19 protein-coding genes are annotated in these 20,564 nt (G+C 73.2%); 12 read left to right on the top strand and 7 right to left on the bottom strand.

Going from position 1 to position 20,564, the window contains the following annotated elements:
• Positions 1–101 precede the first annotated feature (101 nt).
• A complete protein-coding gene (locus ACH4UM_RS11560; protein ID WP_398176551.1) occupies positions 102–1,646 on the bottom strand; it encodes a DUF4331 domain-containing protein in 1,545 nt (514 codons plus the stop codon).
• Positions 1,647–1,858: 212 nt separating this feature from the next.
• Between ACH4UM_RS11560 and ACH4UM_RS11555 the strand changes: the two genes are divergently transcribed.
• The 3 genes from ACH4UM_RS11555 to ACH4UM_RS11545 all read left to right on the top strand — a co-directional run bounded on the left by ACH4UM_RS11555 (position 1,859) and on the right by ACH4UM_RS11545 (position 3,592).
• Entirely contained in the window at positions 1,859–2,401 is a 543-nt protein-coding gene (locus ACH4UM_RS11555) for a sigma-70 family RNA polymerase sigma factor (protein WP_398176549.1), read from the top strand.
• Complete coding sequence (locus ACH4UM_RS11550) at positions 2,398–3,210, top strand: anti-sigma factor domain-containing protein (RefSeq protein WP_398176547.1); 813 nt, start codon at positions 2,398–2,400, stop codon at positions 3,208–3,210. The genes ACH4UM_RS11555 and ACH4UM_RS11550 overlap by 4 nt, the downstream gene beginning before the upstream one ends.
• A 115-nt stretch (positions 3,211–3,325) precedes the next feature.
• Positions 3,326–3,592 carry a hypothetical protein gene (locus ACH4UM_RS11545; RefSeq protein ID WP_398176545.1) on the top strand — a complete coding sequence of 89 codons (267 nt, stop codon included), beginning with the start codon at positions 3,326–3,328 and terminating at the stop codon, positions 3,590–3,592.
• Between the two features lie 40 nt (positions 3,593–3,632).
• On the opposite strand, the gene ACH4UM_RS11540 is transcribed toward ACH4UM_RS11545, so the two are convergent.
• From ACH4UM_RS11540 to ACH4UM_RS11530, 3 genes are all read right to left on the bottom strand, one after another.
• The gene (locus ACH4UM_RS11540; RefSeq protein ID WP_398176543.1) at positions 3,633–4,829 is read right to left on the bottom strand and encodes a CaiB/BaiF CoA transferase family protein; all 1,197 of its coding nucleotides are present in this window, start codon (positions 4,827–4,829) and stop codon (positions 3,633–3,635) included.
• Between the two features lie 65 nt (positions 4,830–4,894).
• Complete coding sequence (locus ACH4UM_RS11535) at positions 4,895–5,716, bottom strand: ABC transporter permease (RefSeq protein ID WP_398176541.1); 822 nt, start codon at positions 5,714–5,716, stop codon at positions 4,895–4,897.
• Positions 5,713–6,669, bottom strand: a complete 957-nt coding sequence (locus ACH4UM_RS11530; RefSeq protein WP_398176539.1) for an ATP-binding cassette domain-containing protein — start codon at positions 6,667–6,669, stop codon at positions 5,713–5,715. Before ACH4UM_RS11530 ends, ACH4UM_RS11535 begins: the two co-directional genes overlap by 4 nt.
• A 64-nt stretch (positions 6,670–6,733) precedes the next feature.
• On the opposite strand from ACH4UM_RS11530, the gene ACH4UM_RS11525 reads away from it, so the two are divergent.
• Positions 6,734–7,447 (top strand): TetR/AcrR family transcriptional regulator C-terminal domain-containing protein, encoded by a 714-nt coding sequence (locus ACH4UM_RS11525; RefSeq protein WP_398176537.1) that lies wholly within the window; start codon positions 6,734–6,736, stop codon positions 7,445–7,447.
• Between the two features lie 7 nt (positions 7,448–7,454).
• Here the strand turns inward: ACH4UM_RS11525 and ACH4UM_RS11520 are convergent, their stop codons facing one another.
• Genes ACH4UM_RS11520 through hmgA form a run of 3 tightly spaced genes read right to left on the bottom strand, consistent with a single transcriptional unit; the run spans position 7,455 to position 10,866 of the window.
• Positions 7,455–8,747, bottom strand: a complete 1,293-nt coding sequence (locus ACH4UM_RS11520) for a type ISP restriction/modification enzyme (protein WP_398176535.1) — start codon at positions 8,745–8,747, stop codon at positions 7,455–7,457.
• Between the two features lie 26 nt (positions 8,748–8,773).
• Positions 8,774–9,523: a GntR family transcriptional regulator gene (locus ACH4UM_RS11515; RefSeq protein ID WP_398176533.1), complete on the bottom strand. Its 750-nt coding sequence runs from the start codon at positions 9,521–9,523 to the stop codon at positions 8,774–8,776.
• Between the two features lie 26 nt (positions 9,524–9,549).
• Entirely contained in the window at positions 9,550–10,866 is a 1,317-nt protein-coding gene (gene hmgA / locus ACH4UM_RS11510; protein ID WP_398176531.1) for a homogentisate 1,2-dioxygenase, read from the bottom strand.
• A 151-nt stretch (positions 10,867–11,017) separates the two neighbouring features.
• On the opposite strand from hmgA, the gene ACH4UM_RS11505 reads away from it, so the two are divergent.
• From ACH4UM_RS11505 to ACH4UM_RS11470, 8 genes are all read left to right on the top strand, one after another.
• Positions 11,018–11,617, top strand: a complete 600-nt coding sequence (locus ACH4UM_RS11505) for a hypothetical protein (protein WP_398176529.1) — start codon at positions 11,018–11,020, stop codon at positions 11,615–11,617.
• Between the two features lie 105 nt (positions 11,618–11,722).
• Positions 11,723–12,340 carry a TetR family transcriptional regulator gene (locus tag ACH4UM_RS11500; RefSeq protein WP_398176527.1) on the top strand — a complete coding sequence of 206 codons (618 nt, stop codon included), beginning with the start codon at positions 11,723–11,725 and terminating at the stop codon, positions 12,338–12,340.
• A gap of 143 nt (positions 12,341–12,483) precedes the next feature.
• Positions 12,484–14,715 carry a molybdopterin oxidoreductase family protein gene (locus ACH4UM_RS11495; RefSeq protein WP_398176525.1) on the top strand — a complete coding sequence of 744 codons (2,232 nt, stop codon included), beginning with the start codon at positions 12,484–12,486 and terminating at the stop codon, positions 14,713–14,715.
• 136 nt (positions 14,716–14,851) lie between these two features.
• On the top strand, positions 14,852–15,562 hold the full coding sequence (locus tag ACH4UM_RS11490) for a hypothetical protein (protein WP_398176523.1): 711 nt from the start codon (positions 14,852–14,854) through the stop codon (positions 15,560–15,562).
• Positions 15,549–16,343 carry a class F sortase gene (locus ACH4UM_RS11485; RefSeq protein ID WP_398176521.1) on the top strand — a complete coding sequence of 265 codons (795 nt, stop codon included), beginning with the start codon at positions 15,549–15,551 and terminating at the stop codon, positions 16,341–16,343. The genes ACH4UM_RS11490 and ACH4UM_RS11485 overlap by 14 nt, the downstream gene beginning before the upstream one ends.
• A 227-nt stretch (positions 16,344–16,570) precedes the next feature.
• Positions 16,571–17,935: an ABC transporter ATP-binding protein gene (locus ACH4UM_RS11480; RefSeq protein ID WP_398176519.1), complete on the top strand. Its 1,365-nt coding sequence runs from the start codon at positions 16,571–16,573 to the stop codon at positions 17,933–17,935.
• 143 nt (positions 17,936–18,078) lie between these two features.
• Entirely contained in the window at positions 18,079–19,467 is a 1,389-nt protein-coding gene (locus tag ACH4UM_RS11475; protein WP_398176517.1) for an aldehyde dehydrogenase family protein, read from the top strand.
• A 14-nt stretch (positions 19,468–19,481) separates the two neighbouring features.
• On the top strand, positions 19,482–20,564 hold the full coding sequence (locus ACH4UM_RS11470) for a Zn-dependent alcohol dehydrogenase (RefSeq protein WP_398176515.1): 1,083 nt from the start codon (positions 19,482–19,484) through the stop codon (positions 20,562–20,564).

The raw sequence follows: 20,564 nt of genomic DNA, 5'->3' as shown, positions 1-20,564 counted from the left end.
TCTCCTTGGTCGCCTGGGTGGTTCGGATTCGCGGGGCGGCGCGGCCCGCGCGCCGTGGGGGATGGGTGAGCGCGGGCCGCGCCAGTCGGTGGGGGCGTGGGTCAGTACGGGCGCTGCATACGGCGGCGCCACCAGGCCAGGCCCGTGCCGATCAGCAGGATCCCGGCCGCGCCCGCGGCCGCCGAACCGGCGATCAGCACCATGTTGTTCGAGCCCGCGGACGCACCCGCCGGCTGCAGCGCGTCACCCAGCTGGCTGCGCACGTCCGTGCCGCTCTTCGTGCCCTTGGCGAGCGGTCCGCGTGAACCCGACGTCGGCTCGGCCACGTACGGGAAGTACTTCTCGAACTTCTTGTCGTTCTCGTTCACCGCGTCGCCCAGGTCGTTCTTGGCGCCGACCAGCTCGCCCTCCATCACCTGCAGGGCCTCGTCCACCACGTCGTCGGTGAGCCGGCGGCCGTTGGGGAAGCCCGCGTTGTCGCCGTCGAGGACGCCCAGCCGCTTGGGGTGCGCGCTCGGCTTGATGGAGGTGTTCAGGCGCAGCTCCTCGGCGGGCCGTACGTTCGGCGGCTGGTTGAGGCCCTTCACACCCTTGAGGAAGACGTCGACGAGGTCGTTGCGCGGCTCGGAGGGCGCCTTGATCTTGTAGATCTGCTCGATCAGCTTGGGCAGTTCGGGGTTGGTGACGTTCTTCAGGAACTGCGCGTCGTCCCACGGCGCGGACGCGTTGAACTTGTCCTTGTCCTTCTGCGGGTTGACGACCTCGTTGACGAGCGGGTTGCCGAGGCGGGAGACCTGGGTCCAGCCGCCGCGGGCGTTCTTGCGCTGGGTGGTCGACCAGATGCCGACGACCGGCTGCTTCGCCGACTCGCGGATCAGGTCGTTCGGCACCTGCAGCGCGACCGTGTTGACGTTGTAGCCCTTGAGCGTGTCGTTGCCGACCTCGGACAGGTTCCCGCCGTACAGCAGGTCGAAGACGCGCAGGTCGAGGAAGAAGGGGTCGTCGGCCTGTCCGGCGAAGGTGGTGGCACCGCCCGCCGTCTTGTGGATGGCCTGGGAGCGCAGCTTGCCGTAGTCCGGCATGGACGCCTTGCCGACGTTCGACGGCGCCACCGGCACGTTGTCCGCGAGCCGCGTCTTGGACACCAGCTTCTGGTGGCTCAGCTTGATGAGGTCGATGTCGTACGTCTGCGTGACGTTGAGGTTCGGGTCGTCGAGGCTCTTCACCGCACCCGTGTTGTAGAGGAAGGTGTTCTTGTTCTTGACGTGCGTCTTGAACGTGTAACGGAAGATCAGCTCGCTCTGCGCGTCGCCGTTGTTGTCGATGTGCAGGTCGTACTGGGCGTCGTCCGCGAACGTGTAGAAGTTCGGTCCGCCGGCCGGCTCCTCGAACGGGATCCAGTTCGCCACGATCGTCGTCGTGTCGGGCTTGTCCGGGCTGACGAACGCGTACACGTCCGTGTTGTCGTACTGCGGGGTCCCCGAGATGAGCGGGGCCTCCCGGTGGCTGGAGGCGGAGGCCGCCCCCGGTTCCAGCGTGGCCGCACCGGCCGCCGCGAGACTCCCGGCGGCCAGCGCGCCGCAGATGAGGGAGGCGAGGCCCCTGCGTCCCGCACGGTCCCCGGAGAGACTGGAGAGTGGTGTCATGCCGTTCCGTCCTCAGTGCCGACTTGCCTGTCGCTCGGGCATTCGGAGAGCCCGCGGGACCGGATTGGTCGGCGGCGGAAAATTTCTTTCTCCCTGCTCGACCCGCGTTTTGGCGCTGCTGATCCGTATTCCGTCTGAAGGGCGCGCCCGCCGCGCGCGCCCCGTGTGACGGGACCGGCCCCGAAGCGGCCGGCGGGGAGAGGGGGAGACGAGTGGAGGCGGACGAGCTTCTGGTGCTCGTGGCAGGGGGCGACCAGAAGGCATTCGAGGATCTGTACGGGCTGGTGTCCGGGCCCGTGTACGGACTGGTGCGGCGCGTGGTGCGCGACCCCGCCCAGTCCGAGGAGGTGGCACAGGAGGTACTGCTGGAGATGTGGCGGTCCGCCGCGAAGTTCGACCCCCGGCGCGGCAGCGCCCTGTCCTGGGTCCTCACCGTCGCCCACCGCCGCGCCGTCGACCGGGTGCGCAGCGCCCGCGCCGCCGGCGAACGCGAGCAGCGCGAGGCGCTGCGCGCCGGGTTCCCCGCCTTCGACCACGTCGCCGAGGAGGTCGAGGCGGGCCTGGAACGCGAGTGGGTACGGCGCTGCCTGGCCCGGCTCACCGCCCTGCAACGCCAGTCCGTCACCCTCGCCTACTACGACGGCTACACCTACCGTGAGGTGGCCGAGCGGCTCTCGCTGCCGCTGGGCACCGTCAAGACACGGATGCGCGACGGACTCACCCGGCTGCGCGAGTGCCTGGGAGGTGCCGCATGAGCCTTTTCGCCCGCCTCCTTCGTCGCGAGGACTGGCACTCCCTCGCCGCGCCCTATGCCCTCGACGCCCTGGAGCCCGCCGAGCGGGTCCGCTTCGAGAAGCATCTGAGGAAGTGCGAGCGCTGTGCCGCAGAGGTACGCGCCCTGTCCGAGGACGCGGTGCGGCTGGCCTGGTCCGCCGCCGCCCCGGCGCCGGCCGCGCTGCGCGACCGGGTGCTGGCCGCCGTCCGGAACACTCCGCAGGACCCCGTGCCCGCCCGGGAGCACACGCCTCAACTGCCCCCGCACGTCTGGGGCATCCAGCCGCCGCCCGGACGCACCCGTGCGCCCCGGCCGCGCCCCCTGCTGGTCCCGTTCGCCACCGTGACCGCCGCCGCGGCACTCGTCGTCGCCGCGCTCTTCGCCGTCCAGGCGAACCGGACCCAGGACCAGCTGGACGCCCAGCGGGACCGGGCGCGTGAGATCGCCCACGTTCTCTCCGCCGCCGACGCCCGGGCCACCACCGGGCAGGATGCCCGGGGCCGCGGTATCGGAGTGATCGCTTCCGCCTCCGAGGGGCGGGCCGTCGTCACCCTGAGCGGATACGCGGCGCCGCCCAGCGGCCGGGTGCGTCAGCTGTGGCTCATGCGCCCCGGTGCACAACCGCGCTCCCTCGGGCTCTTCGCGGGGGACACGCCCTTGGTCGCCTCCGGCCTCGCCAAATCGGCCACGTCACTGGCCGTGACCGTGGAACCCGACGGGGGGTCAGCTCAGCCCACCACACAGCCAATTGTTCAACTCGCCTTGAAATCGGTCGGATTCGGAGAGTAATCGTCAACACCCTTACAGGGAAGGTGAATCCTGTGACCGCGATACACGAGTGCCCCAAGGGGGCGATAGGGTTACTCTGCCCGGGCCGGGTGGACTCGTACGGGTGGGGAGTGACATGGAGCAGATAACAGTGCGCAGCAGGGCGAGGGTCCCTGCGATCACCTGCGGAAGCAGCGCGACCAGTTCGCGCCTCGACCGCCATCTCTCAGTGCTGTCGGGGCCCGCCGTCCCACAGCGCGAGACGGCCGAGGCGACGTCGCTGATCGTCGAGCTGACCGCGCGTGACGCGCACGACCGCACGGGCAGGGGCGCACGAGTCCGCCGGGTGTCGCTGTTCGCGCCGCTGCGCCGGCTGCGCCGCTCGCTGTTCGGCGGCCGCTGAGCGCCGCCGGCGTTCCCCGAGTCCCTCGGCAGGCCCGCGCTCAGGCCACCACGCCGTCCCGGCGCAGCGCTGCGATCTCGTCGTCCCTCATCCCCACGGCACGCAGCAGCGCCTCGGTGTGCTCTCCGAGCGCGGGCACGTCCCCCATGCACGGATCGGCCCCGCCCGGCAGTGTGATCGGCGGCAGCAGCGCCCTGAGCGGCCCGACCGGCGTCCCCACCTCCCGCCACCGCTCCCGGGCCGCCAGCTGGGGATGCGCCGCCACCTCGTGCAGGTCCCGCAGCCGCGCGCACGCGATGCCCGCCCCCTCCAGCCGGGTCAGTGCCTCGTCGGCGTCGAGCGCACCCAGCGCCTTCGCGACCGCCTCGTCGGTACGGTCCCGGTGGGCGACCCGCGCGGCATTGGTCGCGAACGCCGGGTCCGTCCCCAGATCCGGCCGCTCCAGCACCTCTTCGGCGAGCCTGCGCCACTCCCGGTCGTTCTGCACCGACAGCAGCACCCGTCCGCCGTCCGCCGTCCCGTACGCGTCGTAGGGCGCGATCACGGCGTGCGCGAGTCCGGAGCGCGCCGGAGCGCCGCCACCGTGCATGGCGTGGTGCAGCGGGTGCCCCATCCACTCGGCGAGCGCCTCCAGCATGGACACCTCCACCGGCCCGCCCCGCCCGGTCGTCCCGCGCCGCACCAGCGCCGCCAGCACGCCGGAGAAGGCGTACATGGCCGCCGCGATGTCCGCCGCCGGGATGCCCGCCTTCACCGGCTGCTCCGGCGTCCCGGTCACCGACACCAGCCCCGCCTCGCACTGCACGAGCATGTCGTACGCCCGCTTGTCCGCGTACGGGCCGCCGGCTCCGTACCCCGAGATGTCCACGGCGATCAGCCGCGGGTGCGCGGCGCACAGCGTGGCCGCGTCCAGGCCGAGACGGGCCGCGGCGCCCTGGGCGAGGTTTTGCACGAACACGTCCGCCTGAGCGACCAGCCGCCGCAGGACCGCCAGGCCCCGCGGGTCCTTCAGGTCCAGCGCTATCGACTCCTTGCCACGGTTGCACCACACGAAGTGCGAGGCGAGCCCGCCGGCGGCGGTGTCGTAGCCGCGCGCGAAGTCGCCGCCGTCGATCCGCTCGACCTTGACGACCCGGGCGCCCAGATCGGCGAGCTGCCGGGTCGCGAAGGGGGCCGAGACGGCCTGTTCGACGGCGACGACGGTGATGCCCTCCAGGGGCGCGGGGAGATGCTCCATGGGCTGGATCATGTCCCGTGACCGGCGGCTTTGTCAGCAGGCGGGCACCATCGAGTGGCGGCCGGTCAGCGTTCGCCGCGCGCGTACCGGCGGACGGCGAGCGGTGCGAAGACCGCGATCAGGGCCGCGCACCACGCCAGCGAGCCCGCGACGGGGTGGGCCACCGGCCAGGCGGCGCCTTCCGGGACGGGGGCGATGGGGGCACCTCCCTGCTCGAGCGCAGCCGAGAGCTTGGGGGAGAAGAGGTCGCGCAGGGCGGTGGTCACCGCGCTGATCGGGTTCCACTCGGCGAGCGTGCGCAGCCATCCGGGCAGGTTGCCGGTGGGGATGTAGGCGTTGGACAGCAGCGGCAGCACGAAGGTCGACGCGCCCAGCTGCCCGGCCGCCTCCTCGCTGCGCGTGAGCAGTCCCAGATGGATCCCGGTCCAGGTGCACGCGAAGCGGAACAGCAGCAGCAGTCCCACGGCTCCCAGCGCGGCCGCCACCGATCCCTCCACCCGCCAGCCCACGGCGAGCCCGGCCAGCAGCAACGGCACCGTTCCGAGGGCGGTGACCACCAGGTCCGCCACCGCCTGTCCGAGCGGCACGGCCGCCCGGCTCACCGGCATCGTGCGGAAGCGGTCCATCACGCCCCGGTGCGAGTCCTGGGCGGCCTGGAACATCCCGGTCATGATCCCGCCCGCCGCGGTCGCCACCAGCAGGCCGGGCACCAGGAAGGTCCGGTACTCCCGGCCGGACATCGCGAGCGCGCTGCCGAAGACGTAGCCGAAGAACAGCAGCATGTTGATCGGCATGACCTGGGTCATGATCGCCAGGCCGGGGCTGTTGCGGACCCGGCGCAGCTGCCGGCCCACCATCGCCTTGCCGTCGTACGTCAACGCGCTCATGTCACCGGCTCCTTGTCGTCGATGGACTCCCCGGTCAGCCGGAGGAAGACGTCGTCGAGGGTGGGCGGCCGCAGGCTCGCGTCGAGCAACGGCACGCCCGCCGCGTCGAGTTCGCGCACGAGGCGCGGGAGGGTGAGGGTGGGGTCGGTGGCGACCGCGCCGACCGCGCACCGGTCGTGGTCGAACGCCGGCTCGGTGCCGGTCAGGCGGTCGAGGACCCCGGCGGCCTTCACCATGGCGTCCGGATGTGCGACGACGGCCTCGGCGTGCGTCCCGATCAGGGACTTGAGCTGGGCCGGCGAGCCGGTGTGCGCGATGCGCCCCCGGTCCACCAGGGCGATGTCGTCGGCGAGCCGGTCGGCCTCCTCCAGGTACTGGGTGGTCAGCACCACCGTCGTGCCCCGCTGCTTGAGCTCGCGCACGGCGTCCCATATCCGGTTGCGGCTGGCCGGGTCGAGCCCGGTGGTCGGCTCGTCCAGGAACAGCACCTCGGGGCGGCGGATCAGGCCGGCGGCCAGGTCCAGGCGCCGCCGCATCCCGCCCGAGTAGGTGGACACGGCCCGGTCGGCGGCCTCCTGAAGCCCGAACCGGTCCAGGAGCTCACCGGCCCGCGCCGCCGCATCACGGACCCGGTGCAGCCGGGCGAACAGCCGCAGGTTCTGCCGCCCGGTGAGGTCCCCGTCGACCGACGCGCACTGCCCGGTGACGCCGATCCGGCGCCGTACGGCCGCGGCCTCCCGCACCAGGTCGTGACCGGCGACCCGGGCCGAGCCCGCGTCCGGCCGCAGCAGCGTGGTCAGCAGCCGTACGGCCGTGGTCTTGCCCGCCCCGTTCGGGCCGAGCACCCCGCAGACCGTGCCCTCCGCCACGGCCAGGTCCAGCCCGCGCAGGGCGTGGACATCACCGAACCGCTTCTCCAGCCCCTCACTAAGTACAGCGTACGTAGTTGTCATGCGTCGACCGTAGCGCATTACGTACGGTGTACGTAACTACGATGGTGGGGCGAGGTGATGATCGATGGCTGGCCGAGCGGCCGAACCCGAGGTGATCTGGGCCCGTCCCGGGCGGACGGGCCGGGGACCGAAGCCTGCGTACCGCCGGAGCGACATCGCGGCGGCCGCCGTGCGCATCGCCGATGCCGGCGGGCTGGACGCGGTGTCCATGCGGCACGTCGCCGCCGAACTCGGCTGCGGCACCATGTCGCTGTACAACTACGTCCCCCGCAAGGAGGATCTGTACGAGCTGATGGTGGACGCCGTCAGCGGCGAGCACGAGCTGTGGGAGCCGTCGGGCGACTGGCGGGCCGACATGCTCCGGGTGGGCCACCAGACCCGGGCCCTCATGCGCCGCCACCCCTGGCTGCCCCGCCTGATGTCCGGCATCTACGGCTTCAGCCCCAACGCCCTGCGCTACCTGGAGCACTGCCTGGCCTGCCTGGACCCGCTCGAGGCGTCCTACGGCACGAAGATGGAACTGGTCGCCATGCTCAACGCCGTGGTGACGATGTACGTGGCCAACGAGCTGGCCACCGCCGAGCGCACCCGCTCGCTGCCCTGGTCCGCGGAGCAGGAGAGCGCGGTGCGGATCGCCTATCTGGGACGCCAGGTCGCCACCGGCGCCTATCCGCGGATGGCGGCGGCCTTCGTGGAGGACGCGGGGCCGATCGACCTGGAGGCGGTGTTCGAGCGGACGCTGGGCCGGGTGCTGGACGCGTTCGCACCGCGCGGCTGAGGCGCCCTCAGATCAGTGCGAACTGGCCCTCCGGGCCCTCCTCGTGGTGATCGAGGACGGAGGCCGGCCGACGAGCCGCGTCCGGCACGGGCAGCACGCCCGCCGCGCGCAGCTCGGCGGCGGTGATCGAGTCCGTCGCGTCCGTGGCCTCCGTCGAGTCCGTCGAGTCCGTTGCGTCCGCCGCATCAGGCTCGTCCGTCAGCTCCGTCAGCTCCGTCAGCTCCGTCAGCTCCGTCGGCTCCGTCGGCTCCGGCGCGTCCGGCGCGTCCGGCCGGAGCCCCGGCTCCGCCAGCAGCGCCAGGACGGTGATCAGCTCCAGCAGCTCCGAGGTCCACGCCTGCGGCCAGGCCGCCGGGCGGATCGCCGCCAGGGTGCCGCCCTCGCCCTGCGCGGTCCTCGCCGCGAACCACTGCTCCAGGACACGGACGCCGCCCGCCTCGAAGTCCCAGGCCTGCGGCGGCACCGGCGCGATACGGCCCTCGTCGAGGCGGAGGGCCTCCTCGTCCCGGTCGTAGTGGAGGGTGAGCGGACGGGCCGGCAGCGGTGCACGGACGTAGGGGCGGCGGCCGCCGGGGAGCTTGGGACGGTCACCGTCGCGGCGCATCAGCCAGAGCGTGCGGCGGCCCGACTCGACGCCGGCCGCCCACCGTCCGGAATCCGCGGTGAGTGGGACGGCCGGGCCCCTCGGTCCGGGGCGCACCGTCGCCAGCGTCCAGGCGACCATGTCCACCGGGGTGGGCAGATGCCCGAGACGGGAGGCCAGGTGCTCCAGCAGGCCGGGCGCCAGGTTCGGCTCCGCCCCTCCTGGGCGGCGGTAAAGGGGGCGGATCCGGCCCGGACGCAGGACGGGCAGCAGGGACGTCGCCAGCAGCGGCGGTCCCGCGGTGCCGGGGGCGGCGGCCGTCTCGACGACGAAGATCTGCCGGGCGTCCGCCACCCGCCACAGCTCCGGGCGGGCCGCGTCGATCAGACGCTGGTCGGGGATGAGCCACTGCTCGTCGAAGGGCGCCGCCAGCACGCGCACCGGCTCCGGGCAGGGGCCCGAGGCGCGGACCAGCCGCTCGGTGCCGCCGGCCCGGCCCGGCAGCTGCCCGACCGCCGTGTGCGGCGTCCGCGCGCGCGTGGGCTGGAACAGGGCCTCCCGGTCGTGGCCCTCGGCCTTCAGCAGGGCGTCCCAACGGGCCTTCAGGCAGGCCGCGTCGGGGGCCGCCGGCCACGCCCGGCCGAGCCGCGGCGGCGCGACGGACCACGGCATGAGGTCGGCCAGCAGCGGAGCGTCGTCGTGCGTCACGCCGGGCATGGTACGACGGGGCCGGGACAGGGGGCTCACGTGGCGTCGAGCGTGACCGTGAAGGAGAACCGGTCCCCGCGGTAGTGGATGACCGCCACGTCCAGCGGCCGTCCCGCCGCGTCGTAGGTGATGCCCGTGTAGTGCAGGATCGGGCTGAGCAGCGGGACTTCGAGCAGCCGCGCCGTCTCCGGATCGGCCAGCCGCGCCTGAACGGTGTCCGTGATGCGGCTGATGTCCGCGCCCACCACGTCCCGCAGCACCTTGGTCATCGGCCACCGCACCAGGTCGTCCACGGCTATGCGCCGGGCCAGTTCCGGACGGACGTAGTTGCGGGCGTGGTTGGTCGGCTCGCCGGTCTTCTCGTCGCTGCGCAGCCGGTGGTACGTCGCCACCTCGCCGAGGTCGGGGAAGAACTCGGCGAGTTCGGCGGGCACGACGGCCGTGCCGTGGTCCAGCAGCTCGGTCGTCATGCCGGACTGCTGGGCCACGATCGCGTCCACCGAGCCCAGCAGCCGTACCGGGACGCCGCGCTGGACGTCCGGCTCGATGAAGGTGCCGCGCCGGCGGTGACGCGTGATCAGCCCCTCGTCCTCCAGCTCCTTCAGCGCCTGCCGCATGGTGAGCACGCTCACCCCGTAGTGCCCGGCCAGCTGCTCCTCGGTGGGCAGGCGCAGCGGGTCCCGCGGCGAGCGGCCGAGGATCGAGGCGCGCAGCGACTGCGACACCTGGTACCACAGCGGCAGCTTGCGGTTCAGGACGATCGAATCCGGGGCGAAGGAGGTCACGGGCCATCCGTACCGGTAGGGAATGATCAGTGCAAGGGGTGGAAGTGGCGCTCGAGGCCCTGCCAGACGTCGTCGTAGCGCTGTTGCAGGTGCTCCGAGCGGGCCGCCTGCGGTGTCAGCGTCAGCGGCCAGCGGGTCTCGAACATGAAAGCCAGCCCGTCGTCGACCTTCTGCGGCCTCAGCTCGGCCGCGCTCGCCCTGTCGAAGGTCTCCCGGTCCGGGCCGTGCGCCGACATCATGTTGTGCAGCGAGCCGCCGCCCGGCACGAAGCCCTCCGCCTTGGCGTCGTAGGCGCCCTCGATCAGGCCCATGTACTCGCTCATCACGTTCCGGTGGAAGTACGGCGGCCGGAAGGTGTCCTCGCCCACCAGCCAGCGCGGCGCGAAGACCACGAAGTCGACGCCGGCCAGGCCCGGGGTGTCCGAGGGCGAGGTCAGCACCGTGAAGATCGACGGGTCCGGGTGGTCGTAGGAGATCGTGCCGATCACGTTGAAGCGGCGCAGGTCGTAGACGTACGGCACGTGGTTGCCGTGCCAGGCGACGACGTCGAGCGGCGAGTGGTCGTAGGTGGCGGTCCACAGGTTGCCGCAGAACTTGTTCACCACCTCCACCGGGCCCTCGGCGTCCTCGAACGCGGCGACCGGTGCGCGGAAGTCACGGGCGTTCGCGAGGCCGTTGGCGCCGATGGGGCCGAGGTCGGGGAGGCGGAAGGGGGCGCCGTAGTTCTCGCAGACGTAACCCCGGGCGGTGGCGTCGAGCAGCTCGACGCGGAAGCGCACCCCGCGCGGGATCAGGGCCACGTGGCCCGGCTCGGCGTGCAGCAGCCCGAACTCCGTGCGCAGCAGCAGCCCGCCGCGCTCGGGGACGATCAGCAGCTCGCCGTCCGCGTCGCTGAAGACTCGCTCCATCGAGGAGTCGGCGTGGTACAGGTGCACGGCGATGCCGGTGCGCTGGGTGACGTCGCCGTTGCCGCCGAGGGTCCACAGGCCGGCCAGGAAGTCGGTGCCCGGCGCGGGCTTGGGCAGCGGGTTCCAGCGCAGGCGGTTGGGGTCGGGCACGGTCTGGTTGAACGGCGCCGTGCGGATCTGGCCGTTGCCGGTGCGGGTGAAGGCCGGGTGGGCGGCCGACGGGCGGATGCGGTACAGCCACGAGCGGTGGTTGTGCGCCCTGGGCTCGGTGAACGCCGAACCGCTGAGCTGCTCCGCGTACAGCCCGAGGGGGGCGCGCTGCGGGGAGTTGCGGCCCTCGGGCAGTGCGCCCGGAACCGCCTCCGAGCTGTGCTCGTTGCCGAAACCGGAGAGGTAGGTCAGTCCCTCGGCGGTCTTGCGTGCGTCCCCGGTCATGGTTGCTCCCTTGCAAGCTGATTCCTATGCAACACCGTAGGATTGCGTTTTCCCGTGCGCAAGGGGTCCTTCGGCCCTCCTTCCACAGGAGGGCCGGAACCAGACTCCAGGGGGATTCGGCCGGCGGGACCGCTGCCCTACTCTCCCCGGCATGAAGTCGTGGACGCGCGGACTCTCCGCTGCGCTCGCGGTCTGTGTCCTGCTGCTCGCCGGGCCGGCGGGCTGCGGCTCGAGCGGTGCGCGGGGGCATACGGAGGGGGAGTCGCCCGCTCCGGTGGGCAGGCTCCTCGACCGCACCGACGAGGAGGGGCGGCGCTACCGTGAGGTGGACGGCAAGGGCGCTCCCGAGGTCGGTGTCGAGGTGCAGCCCGACGCCGGCGGCAACTGGGACGTACGGCTGACCGTCCGCCGCTTCCGCTTCTCCCCGGCCGGTACGGCGGCCCGCGCGAGCGCCGGGCGCGGCCTTGCCCACCTCCTGGTGGACGGCCGCCTCGTGGGCCGGCTGCGCGCCCCCGAGTACCGTCTCTCCGCCCGCCTCGTACCCCGCGGCACCCACCACGTCACGGCCCGCCTGTACGCCGACGACGGCACGGTCTGGGCGGTGGCCGGCAAAGCGGTGCAGAGCACCGCCGACATCACGGCCGCGCCCCCGGCCGCCCCGGCCCCCACCGCCACGGCGTCCGCGACGGCCCGGACGCCCGGCGCGCGGGCCGCGACGGCGTCACCGGCCGGCCGGCCCCGGCCGTTGTGACGGGAGCTCCGCCGGGCCGGTGCGCGGCGCAGGGGCGTTGAGTGTGGCCGGTGGGCGCCGGCGTACAGGAGGGCGCGCTTCACCCGATCGTGGAGGAGAGGCATCATGAAGTCCGTGCCCCACACGACCTCGCTACGCCGTGCGCCCGTGCAGCGACGCAGCGCCGAACGGCTGACCAGGATCCTCGACGCCTGCGCCGACCTTCTCGACGAGGTCGGCTACGACGCGCTGAGCACCCGGGCCGTGGCCCTGCGGGCCGGCGTGCCCATCGGCTCGGTCTACCGCTTCTTCGGCAACAAGCGCGCGATGGCCGACGCCCTCGCCCAGCGCAACCTCGAGCGCTACACCGAGCGGGTCGGCGAGCGTCTGAAGGAGGCCGGGGGCGGCGGCTGGCGGGCCGCCATGGACGCCGTGCTCGACGAGTACCTGGTGATGAAGCGGACCGCCCCGGGTTTCTCCCTCGTCGACTTCGGCAACCAGATCCCCATCGGCGCCCGCAACGCCGAGCCCAACCACCGCGTGGCCGACCGCCTCACCGGTCTGCTCTCCGGCTACCTGCGCCGCGCGCCCGACGACGACCTGCGCCGCGTCTTCCTCATCGCCGTCGAGACCGCCGACACCCTCGTCCAGCTCGCCTTCCGCGTCGACCCCGAAGGCGACGAGAAGATCATCGAGGAGATGCGGGCGATGCTGCGGGCGTATCTGGGGCGGGTGCTGGACTGAGCGGTGCCGGACGGCACGGGCGGACTTCGGGCCTCATTGCCGGCCAGGACTCCCCTCCGGGCATACCGGTCGGTATGCTCGGCCCACGTTCGACCGCCCTCAGTCCCTGCGGCACCGTCGCCGCGACCCTTCCGGGAGGCCCCGTGTCCCGCACCGCCCTGCGAATCTGCCCCTTGTGCGAGGCCACCTGCGGGCTGACGCTCACCATCGACGGCACCCGCGTCACCGGCGCCCGCGGCGACCGGGAGGATGTGTTCAGCAAGGGGTTCATCTGCCCCAAGGGCGCCTCCTTCGGCGCCGTGGACGGGGACCCGGACCGGCTGCGCACCCCGCTCGTGCGCAAGGGCGGCGAGCTGCGCGAGGCCACCTGGGAGGAGGCGTTCGAGGCGGTGGCCGCCGGGATCCGGCCGGTCCTCGAGCGGTACGGGCCGCACTCCGTCGCCGTCGTCCTCGGCAACCCCAACGTGCACACCATGGCCGGCGCCCTGTACCCGCCGGTCCTGCTCGGCGCCCTCGGCACCCGCAGCGTCTTCACCGCCTCCACGCTCGACCAGATGCCCAAGCACGTCTCCAGCGGACTGCTCTACGGCGACGCGAACGCCATCCCCGTCCCCGACCTGGACCGCACCGGCCATCTGCTGCTGATCGGCGCCAACCCCCTGGAGTCCAACGGCAGCCTGTGCACCGCCCCCGACTTCCCCGGCAAGCTCAAGGCCCTGAAGGCCCGCGGCGGCACCCTCACCGTCGTGGACCCGCGCCGCACCCGCACCGCCAAACTCGCCGACCGGCACATAGCCGTCCGCCCCGGCACCGACGCCCTGCTCCTCGCGGCGATGGTCCACGTCCTCTTCGAGGAGGGGCTCACCGATCTCAAGGACCTGGCACCCCAGGTGCAGGGTGTCGAGGAACTGCGCGAAGCCGTACGGGACTTCACGCCCGAGGCCGTCGCCGGGGCGTGCGACGTCGACGCCCCGGTGATCCGCACCCTCGCCCGCGAACTCGCCGCCGCCCCCACCGCCGCCGTCTACGGCCGCATCGGCAGCTGCACCGTCCCGCACGGCACCCTGGCCAGCTGGCTCGTCGACGTCCTCAACATCCTCACCGGCAACCTCGACCGGCCCGGAGGCGCCCTCTTCCCGCAGGCCGCCACCGGCAGGGTGCCCCGCCCCGCCGGCCCCGGCCGCGGCTTCGCGCTCGGCCGCTGGCACTCCCGGGTGAGCAACCACCCAGAGGCGAAGGGCGAGTTGCCGCTCTCCGCGCTCGCCGAGGAGATCGACACGGCCACGGACGAGGGCGAGCCGGTCCGGGCGCTCATCGCCGTCGCCGCCAACCCCGTGCTCTCCGCCCCGGACGGCGACCGGCTCGACAAGGCCCTCGGCTCCCTCGACTTCATGGTCAGCGTCGACCCGTATCTGAACGAGACCTCACGTCATGCCCATGTCGTGCTGCCCCCGCCCCCGCCCTCGCAGAGCCCGCACCACGACTTCGCCTTCAACACCCTGGCCGTGCGCAACCAGGTCCGCTACACCCGCCCCGCCGTCCCCCTCGAGCCCGGCCGGATGGCCGAGACCGAGATCCTGGCCCGGCTGATCCTCGCCGTGGGGGGCATCCGCGGCGCCGATCCGGGAGCGGTCGACGCGATGGTCGTCGACCAGACCCTCGGCAAGGCCGTCAAGGACCCGCACTCGCCCGTCCACGGCCGCGACCCGCGCGAACTCGCGGCACAGCTCACCGGCGACGGCGGCCCCGAGCGGCGGCTGGACATGATGCTGCGGCTGGGTCCCTACGGCGACGGCTTCGGCGTACGCCCCGACGGGCTGAGCCTGGAGAAGCTGCTCGCGCACCCGCACGGCCTCGACCTCGGCCCGCTGCGGCCCCGGCTGCCCCAGCCGCTGAAGACCGTCTCCGGCAAGGTCGAGCTGCTGCCGCGGCCGCTCGCCGACGACCTGCCGCGTCTGCGCGAGGCCCTGCGCGAGCGCCCGGCCGGGCTCGTCCTCGTCGGCCGCCGGCATCTGCGGTCCAACAACAGCTGGATGCACAACGTGCCCGCCCTCACCGGCGGTTCGAACCGCTGCACCGTGCACGTCCACCCCGACGACGCCGACCGCCTGGGCATCGCCGACGGGGCCGCGGTGCGCGTCAAGGGCGCCGGTGGCGAGGTCACCGCGCCCGCCGAGGTCACCGACCAGGTACGGCCCGGCGTGGTGAGCCTGCCGCACGGCTGGGGTCACGACCGGCCCGGCACCCGGCTGACGCACGCGGCCGCCGACCCCGGGGTCAACGTCAACCAGCTCCTCGACGGCAGCCTGCTCGACCCGCTGTCGGGCAACGCGGTCCTCAACGGCGTGCCCGTCGAGCTCAGTCCCGTGGGCTGAGCCGGCCGCGACTGCGCCGGACGAGTGATATCCGACGGCGCGTCGGGCGGGGTGCCGTCATATTCGGCGGGGATGTGAAAGAGAGTCAGGTGAAAGAGCGATTTGTATGAAAATCGTCTGACTCGGAGGAACGCGTATGCCCACCCTGCCACTCCCACGCAATTTCGGCACCCGCGTCGGCGCCACCGCCCTCACGGCCTTCACCGTGGCGGGTGCCACCTGGCTGGCGGCACCGTCCGCCATGGCCCAGACCAACGGCGACATCAGGATCCACCGGGTGGGTGTCCCGTTCGGCGTTTCGAAGGACGACCCCGCCGTCTGCCGGTTCTACCTCGACGCCACCAACTTCGGTGCCGACACGGCCGTCGACTACCGGATCGAGCCGCAGCCCCCGCTGCCCAGCGGTGCCACCGTCTCCGGCACGATCACCCTCGGTGGCGGCGCCGGTCACACCGACCCGCTGGGGCTGGCCGACGGGCAGTACCGGATCACCTGGCCCGCCAACCCGCCCACGGGAGTCACCCCCAGGGAGAAGATCTTCCGCGTCAACTGCCGTGAGGAGAACGACCGTCACGACGGCGCGCAGGGGCCGGGCGGCGGCCAGATCGAGGACCAGGGCCGCGGCAACGAGGACCCGGGGCGCCACGAGGACCAGCACGGCGCGGCGGCGTCGGGCCGCGGTGACGGCGGTGGCCCCAAGGGCGGCGTGCACGCGGGCGGCGGCGGTCTCGCCCGGACGGCCGAAGCCTTCTCGCCGGTGACCGGAGCCGCTGCCGTGGGGCTGGTCGTGGCCGGCGGCATCGTGTACTTCCGGATGATCCGCCGGCGCCCCCATGGTGCCGCGTAGGCGCAGACGCAGGCCCTGGCACCGGACCCGCGCCTACCGCCTCGCCCGGACGACCGTGCTCGCGGTCGTCCTGGTGACGGCGGGGGTCCGGTGCGGGGGGCAGCACGAGCGCACCACGCCGGACCACGCCGCCGGCCCGGGCGCCGTGGCGCCGGCCTCCCCGGCCTCTTCCGGCTCCTCGAACTACTCCGATGCCGATGCCGACGCCGACGCCGACGGTGACACCGACGGCGACACCGACAGCGCGAAGAAGAGCGGCTCCCACGGCCGCAAGTCCCCCTCGCCCGGCCGCCCGGCGTCGTCCGCGCCCCCGCCGGCGCCGCTGCCCCGGTCCCGCGCGACCTCGCTGCGGATCCCCTCGCTCGGGATCGACGCCCCCGTCATCGGGGTCCGCCTCGACCGCGACAGGCAACTGGAGACCCCTCCGGTCGACAAGCCCAAGCTCGTCGGCTGGTACGAGGGCGGCCCCACACCGGGGGAGACCGGCACGGCCGTCGCGGTCGGGCACCGCGACACCACGACGGGCCCTGCCGTCTTCGCCGGGCTGGGCCAGACCAAGCCGGGCAGCCACGTCGAAGTCCGGCGCGCGGACGGCCGCACCGCCGTCTACACCGTGGACAAGGTGCGGGTCTTCGACAAGTCCCACTTCCCCGACAAGGAGGTCTACGGCCCCGTCCACCGCCCCGAGCTCCGTGTCATCACCTGTGGCGGCCTGTACTCCCACAGCGTCGGCTACTCCAGCAACGTGGTCGTCTTCGCCCACCTGACGTCGACGACGTGACGCCCCCGGCGGGGCGGGCGCGGGCCACCGGCCCCGTCCGTCCCGTCTCCTGAATGCGAGCGTCCGCTTTCTCACCTGGTGGACGGCAGCGTCCGATCGTGACCGGTGTCTTCCCCCGGGCGCGCACATTCCGTTAACTTCCGTGACTCACACGCCCCGTACGACCCGCACGAGGCGTCCGAACCGCGGAGCACCAGCGCTCCGGCCGAGTTCCGGGGGCATGCCTCATGACACGCGCCATCTCCCTGCACGACGTGAGCAAGACCTACACCAAGGGTGTCCGGGTGGTGGACCGCCTGTCGCTCGACATAGCGCCCGGGGAGTTCCTGGTGCTGCTCGGGCCCTCCGGTTGCGGCAAGTCCACCGTGCTCAGGATGATCGCTGGGCTGGAGGAGATCACCGAGGGGCAGTTGCTGCTCGACGGCGAGTACGGCAACGACCTGCCGCCCTCCGGGCGGGACATGGCGATGGTCTTCCAGAACTTCGCGCTCTACCCGAACATGACCAGCCGCGACAACATCGGCTTCCCGCTGCGCATCGAGACGCCCGGCGCGGACCCCCGCACCCGCGTCGACGCCACCGCGCGGATGCTGGGCATCGAGGACCTCCTCGAACGCTTCCCCAGCCAGCTCTCCGGCGGCGAGCGCCAGCGCGTCGCCATGGGCCGGGCCATCGCCCGCCACCCGTCCGCCTTCCTGATGGACGAGCCGCTGTCCAACCTGGACGCCAAGCTGCGCAACCATCTGCGCGCCGAGATCTCCAAGCTGACCCGGGAGCTGGGCGTCACCACGGTCTACGTCACCCACGACCAGGGCGAGGCCATGTCCCTGGGCGACCGGGTCGCCGTCCTGCGCGGCGGCCTCCTGCAGCAGGTCGACACCCCGCGCAACGTCTACGCGCTGCCCCGCAACGTGTTCGTCGCCGCCTTCATCGGCACCCCGCGCATCAACCTGCTGCGCGGGCTGGTCCGCGCCCCGCTCGACGGCGCCATGACCATCAGCCTCGGCAAGCAGTTCCTGCGCCTGCCCGAACCGCTCTCCATGGACCACCAGTTGCTGCGCGTGCAGCAGGGCCGCGAGGTGATCGTGGGTCTGCGCTCGGAGGCCGTGCGCATCGCCAAGCCCGCGGCCGCCCGCCCCGGCGAGGTGCCGATCACCGGTCTGGTGGAGCACATGGAGTTCCAGGGGCACGAGGTCCTGGTCCACTTCGACACCGGCTCCCGCCCGGCCGTCGTACCGGATCTGGAGGCCCCTCGCCCCGCCCACCGCCCGGCCCGGCGGCGCCGCCGCGACGGCACGGTCCTGGAGCGCCTGCGCGAGCGGGCGGGCGCCCTGCGCGCGGGGCCCGTGGTGGTGCTGGACCACCCCGCCGGCGCCGGCGCCGACACCGACCCCGGACCCGCGCTCGCGCACGCCGCGTCCGGCGAGCCGCGGCTGCCCGGTGACCTGGTGGTCCGCACCACCCCCGACATCCAGCTCCGCCAGGGCATGCAGGTGCCGCTCCTGGTCGACCTCGCCCATCTGTTCGTCTTCGATCAGCACGGCGAGCGCATCTGCCCGGCCCCGGACCACCTGCCGGACCTGGAGGAGTGACCTCACGGACACCGCGTGGGGGCACCTGGCGCCCGAAAACTATCGGCGCTAGTTTATGGGGCTGTCGGTAGGTTGTGACGCGGACGACGCGACCCGTGGACCACGCGGACGCGGACGACGCACCCCCGCCCCGGAGGAGCACCATGAAGGCACACGACGGCATGTACATCGACGGCGCCTGGCGCCCCGCCGCGGGCCGGGACGCCATCGAGGTGGTGAACCCGGCCGACGAGCAGGTCATCGCCGCCGTCCCCGCGGGCACCGCCGAGGACGTCGACGCGGCCGTACGCGCCGCCCGCGCCGCCTTCCCCGCCTGGGCCGCGACGCCGCCCGCCGAGCGCGCCGCCCGCCTGACCGCCCTCCGGGACGTCCTCACCTCCCGCCGGGACGAGATCGCCGAGACCGTCACCGCCGAGCTGGGCTCACCCCTGCAGTTCTCCCAGACGGTCCACGCGGGCGTGCCGATCGCGGTCGCCGGTTCCTACGCCGAACTCGCGGCGACGTACGCCTTCGAGGAGAGGGTCGGCAACTCGACCGTCTTCCACGAGCCGGTCGGCGTGGTCGGCGCGATCACCCCCTGGAACTACCCGCTGCACCAGATCGTCGCCAAGGTCGCCCCCGCGCTGGCCGCCGGCTGCACGATCGTCCTCAAGCCCGCCGAGGACACCCCGCTCACCGCCCAGCTCTTCGCCGAGGCGGTCGACGAGGCCGGTCTCCCGGCCGGTGTCTTCAACCTCGTCACCGGCCTCGGCCCGGTCGCCGGGCAGGCCCTCGCCGAGCACCCGGACGTCGACCTGGTCTCCTTCACCGGCTCCACGGCCGTGGGCAGGCGGATCGGCGCGACCGCGGGCGCCGCCGTCAAGAAGGTCGCCCTCGAGCTGGGCGGCAAGTCCGCCAATGTCATCCTGCCGAGCGCCGACCTGGCCAAGGCGGTCAACGTCGGCGTCGCCAACGTGATGTCCAACTCCGGCCAGACCTGCAGCGCCTGGACCCGGATGCTGGTGCACCGGGACCAGTACGAGGAGGCGGTCGAGCTGGCCGCGACGGCCGCCGCCAGATACGGCGACCGCATCGGCCCGGTGGTGAACGCCAAGCAGCAGGCGCGCGTGCGCGGCTACATCGGCAAGGGCGTCGCCGAGGGCGCCCGCCTCGTCGCGGGCGGCCCCGACTCCCCGCGCGAGCAGGGCTACTTCGTCAGCCCGACCGTCTTCGCCGACGTCACGCCCGGCATGACCATCGCCCAGGAGGAGATCTTCGGCCCGGTCCTGACGATCCTGCGCTACGAGGACGAGGAGGACGCCCTGCGCATCGCCAACGGCACGGTCTACGGCCTCGCCGGCGCAGTCTGGGCAGGGGAGGAGGCGGAGGCGGTGGCCTTCGCCCGCCGGATGGACACCGGCCAGGTCGACATCAACGGCGGCCGCTTCAACCCCCGCGCCCCCTTCGGCGGCTACAAGCAGTCGGGCGTGGGCCGCGAACTCGGCGCGCACGGACTCGCCGAGTACCTGCAGACCAAGTCCCTCCAGTTCTAAGGAAGTCACCAGTCATGGCCGTACGTGCCGCCGTCCTGCCCGCCGTCGGCTCCCCGCTGGAGATCACCGGGATCGAGCTGCCGGAGCCCGGACCGGGCCAGGTCCGTGTCCGCCTCGCCGCCGCCGGGGTCTGCCACTCCGACCTGTCCCTGACCAACGGCACCATGCGGGTGCCGGTCCCCGCCGTCCTCGGCCACGAGGGCGCGGGGACCGTGCTCGCCGTGGGCGAGGGCGTCACGCGGGTCGCGCCGGGCGACGCGGTCGTCCTCAACTGGGCGCCGTCCTGCGGCAACTGCCACGCCTGCTCGCTCGGCGAGGTCTGGCTGTGCGCCAACGCGTTGAACGGCGCCGCCGACGTCTACGCCCGCACCACCGACGGCACCGACCTGCACCCCGGTCTCAACGTCGCCGCCTTCGCCGAGGAGACGGTGGTCGCCGCCTCCTGCGTCCTGCCCCTGCCGGCCGGCGTCCCGCTCACCGACGCCGCCCTCCTCGGCTGCGCCGTCCTCACCGGCTACGGCGCCGTCCACCACTCGGCGCGGGTGCAGCCGGGGGAGACGGTCGCGGTGTTCGGCGTCGGCGGGGTGGGCCTCGCCACCCTCCAGGCCGCCCGGATCGCGGGCGCCTCGACGATCGTCGCCGTCGACGTCTCCCCGGAGAAGGAGGAACTGGCGCGCGGGGCCGGGGCCACGGACTACGTCGTCGCCTCCGAGAACACCCCGCGCGAGATCCGCGCCCTCACCGGCGGGCAGGGCGTCGACGTCTCCGTCGAGTGCGTGGGCCGCGCGGTCACCATCCGTGCCGCCTGGGAGTCCACCCGGCGCGGCGGCCGTACGACGGTCGTCGGCATCGGCGGCAAGGACCAGCAGGTCACCTTCAACGCCCTGGAGATCTTCCACTGGGGCCGCACCCTTGCCGGCTGCGTCTACGGCAACTCGAACCCGGCCGAGGACCTGCCGGTGCTCGCCGAGCACGTCCGCGCCGGTCGCCTGGACCTGAGCGCGCTGGTCACCGAGCGGATCGCCCTGGACGGCATCCCGGCGGCCTTCGAGAACATGACGGCCGGGAAGGGCGGCCGGGCGCTGGTGGTGTTCTGA

Origin of the sequence: Streptomyces sp. NPDC020801, from assembly GCF_044334385.1 — a bacterium.
Lineage (GTDB): Bacteria > Actinomycetota > Actinomycetes > Streptomycetales > Streptomycetaceae > Streptomyces.
The sequence above is the reverse complement of the archived record's forward strand: the minus strand, read 5'-3'. Positions and strand labels throughout refer to the sequence as shown.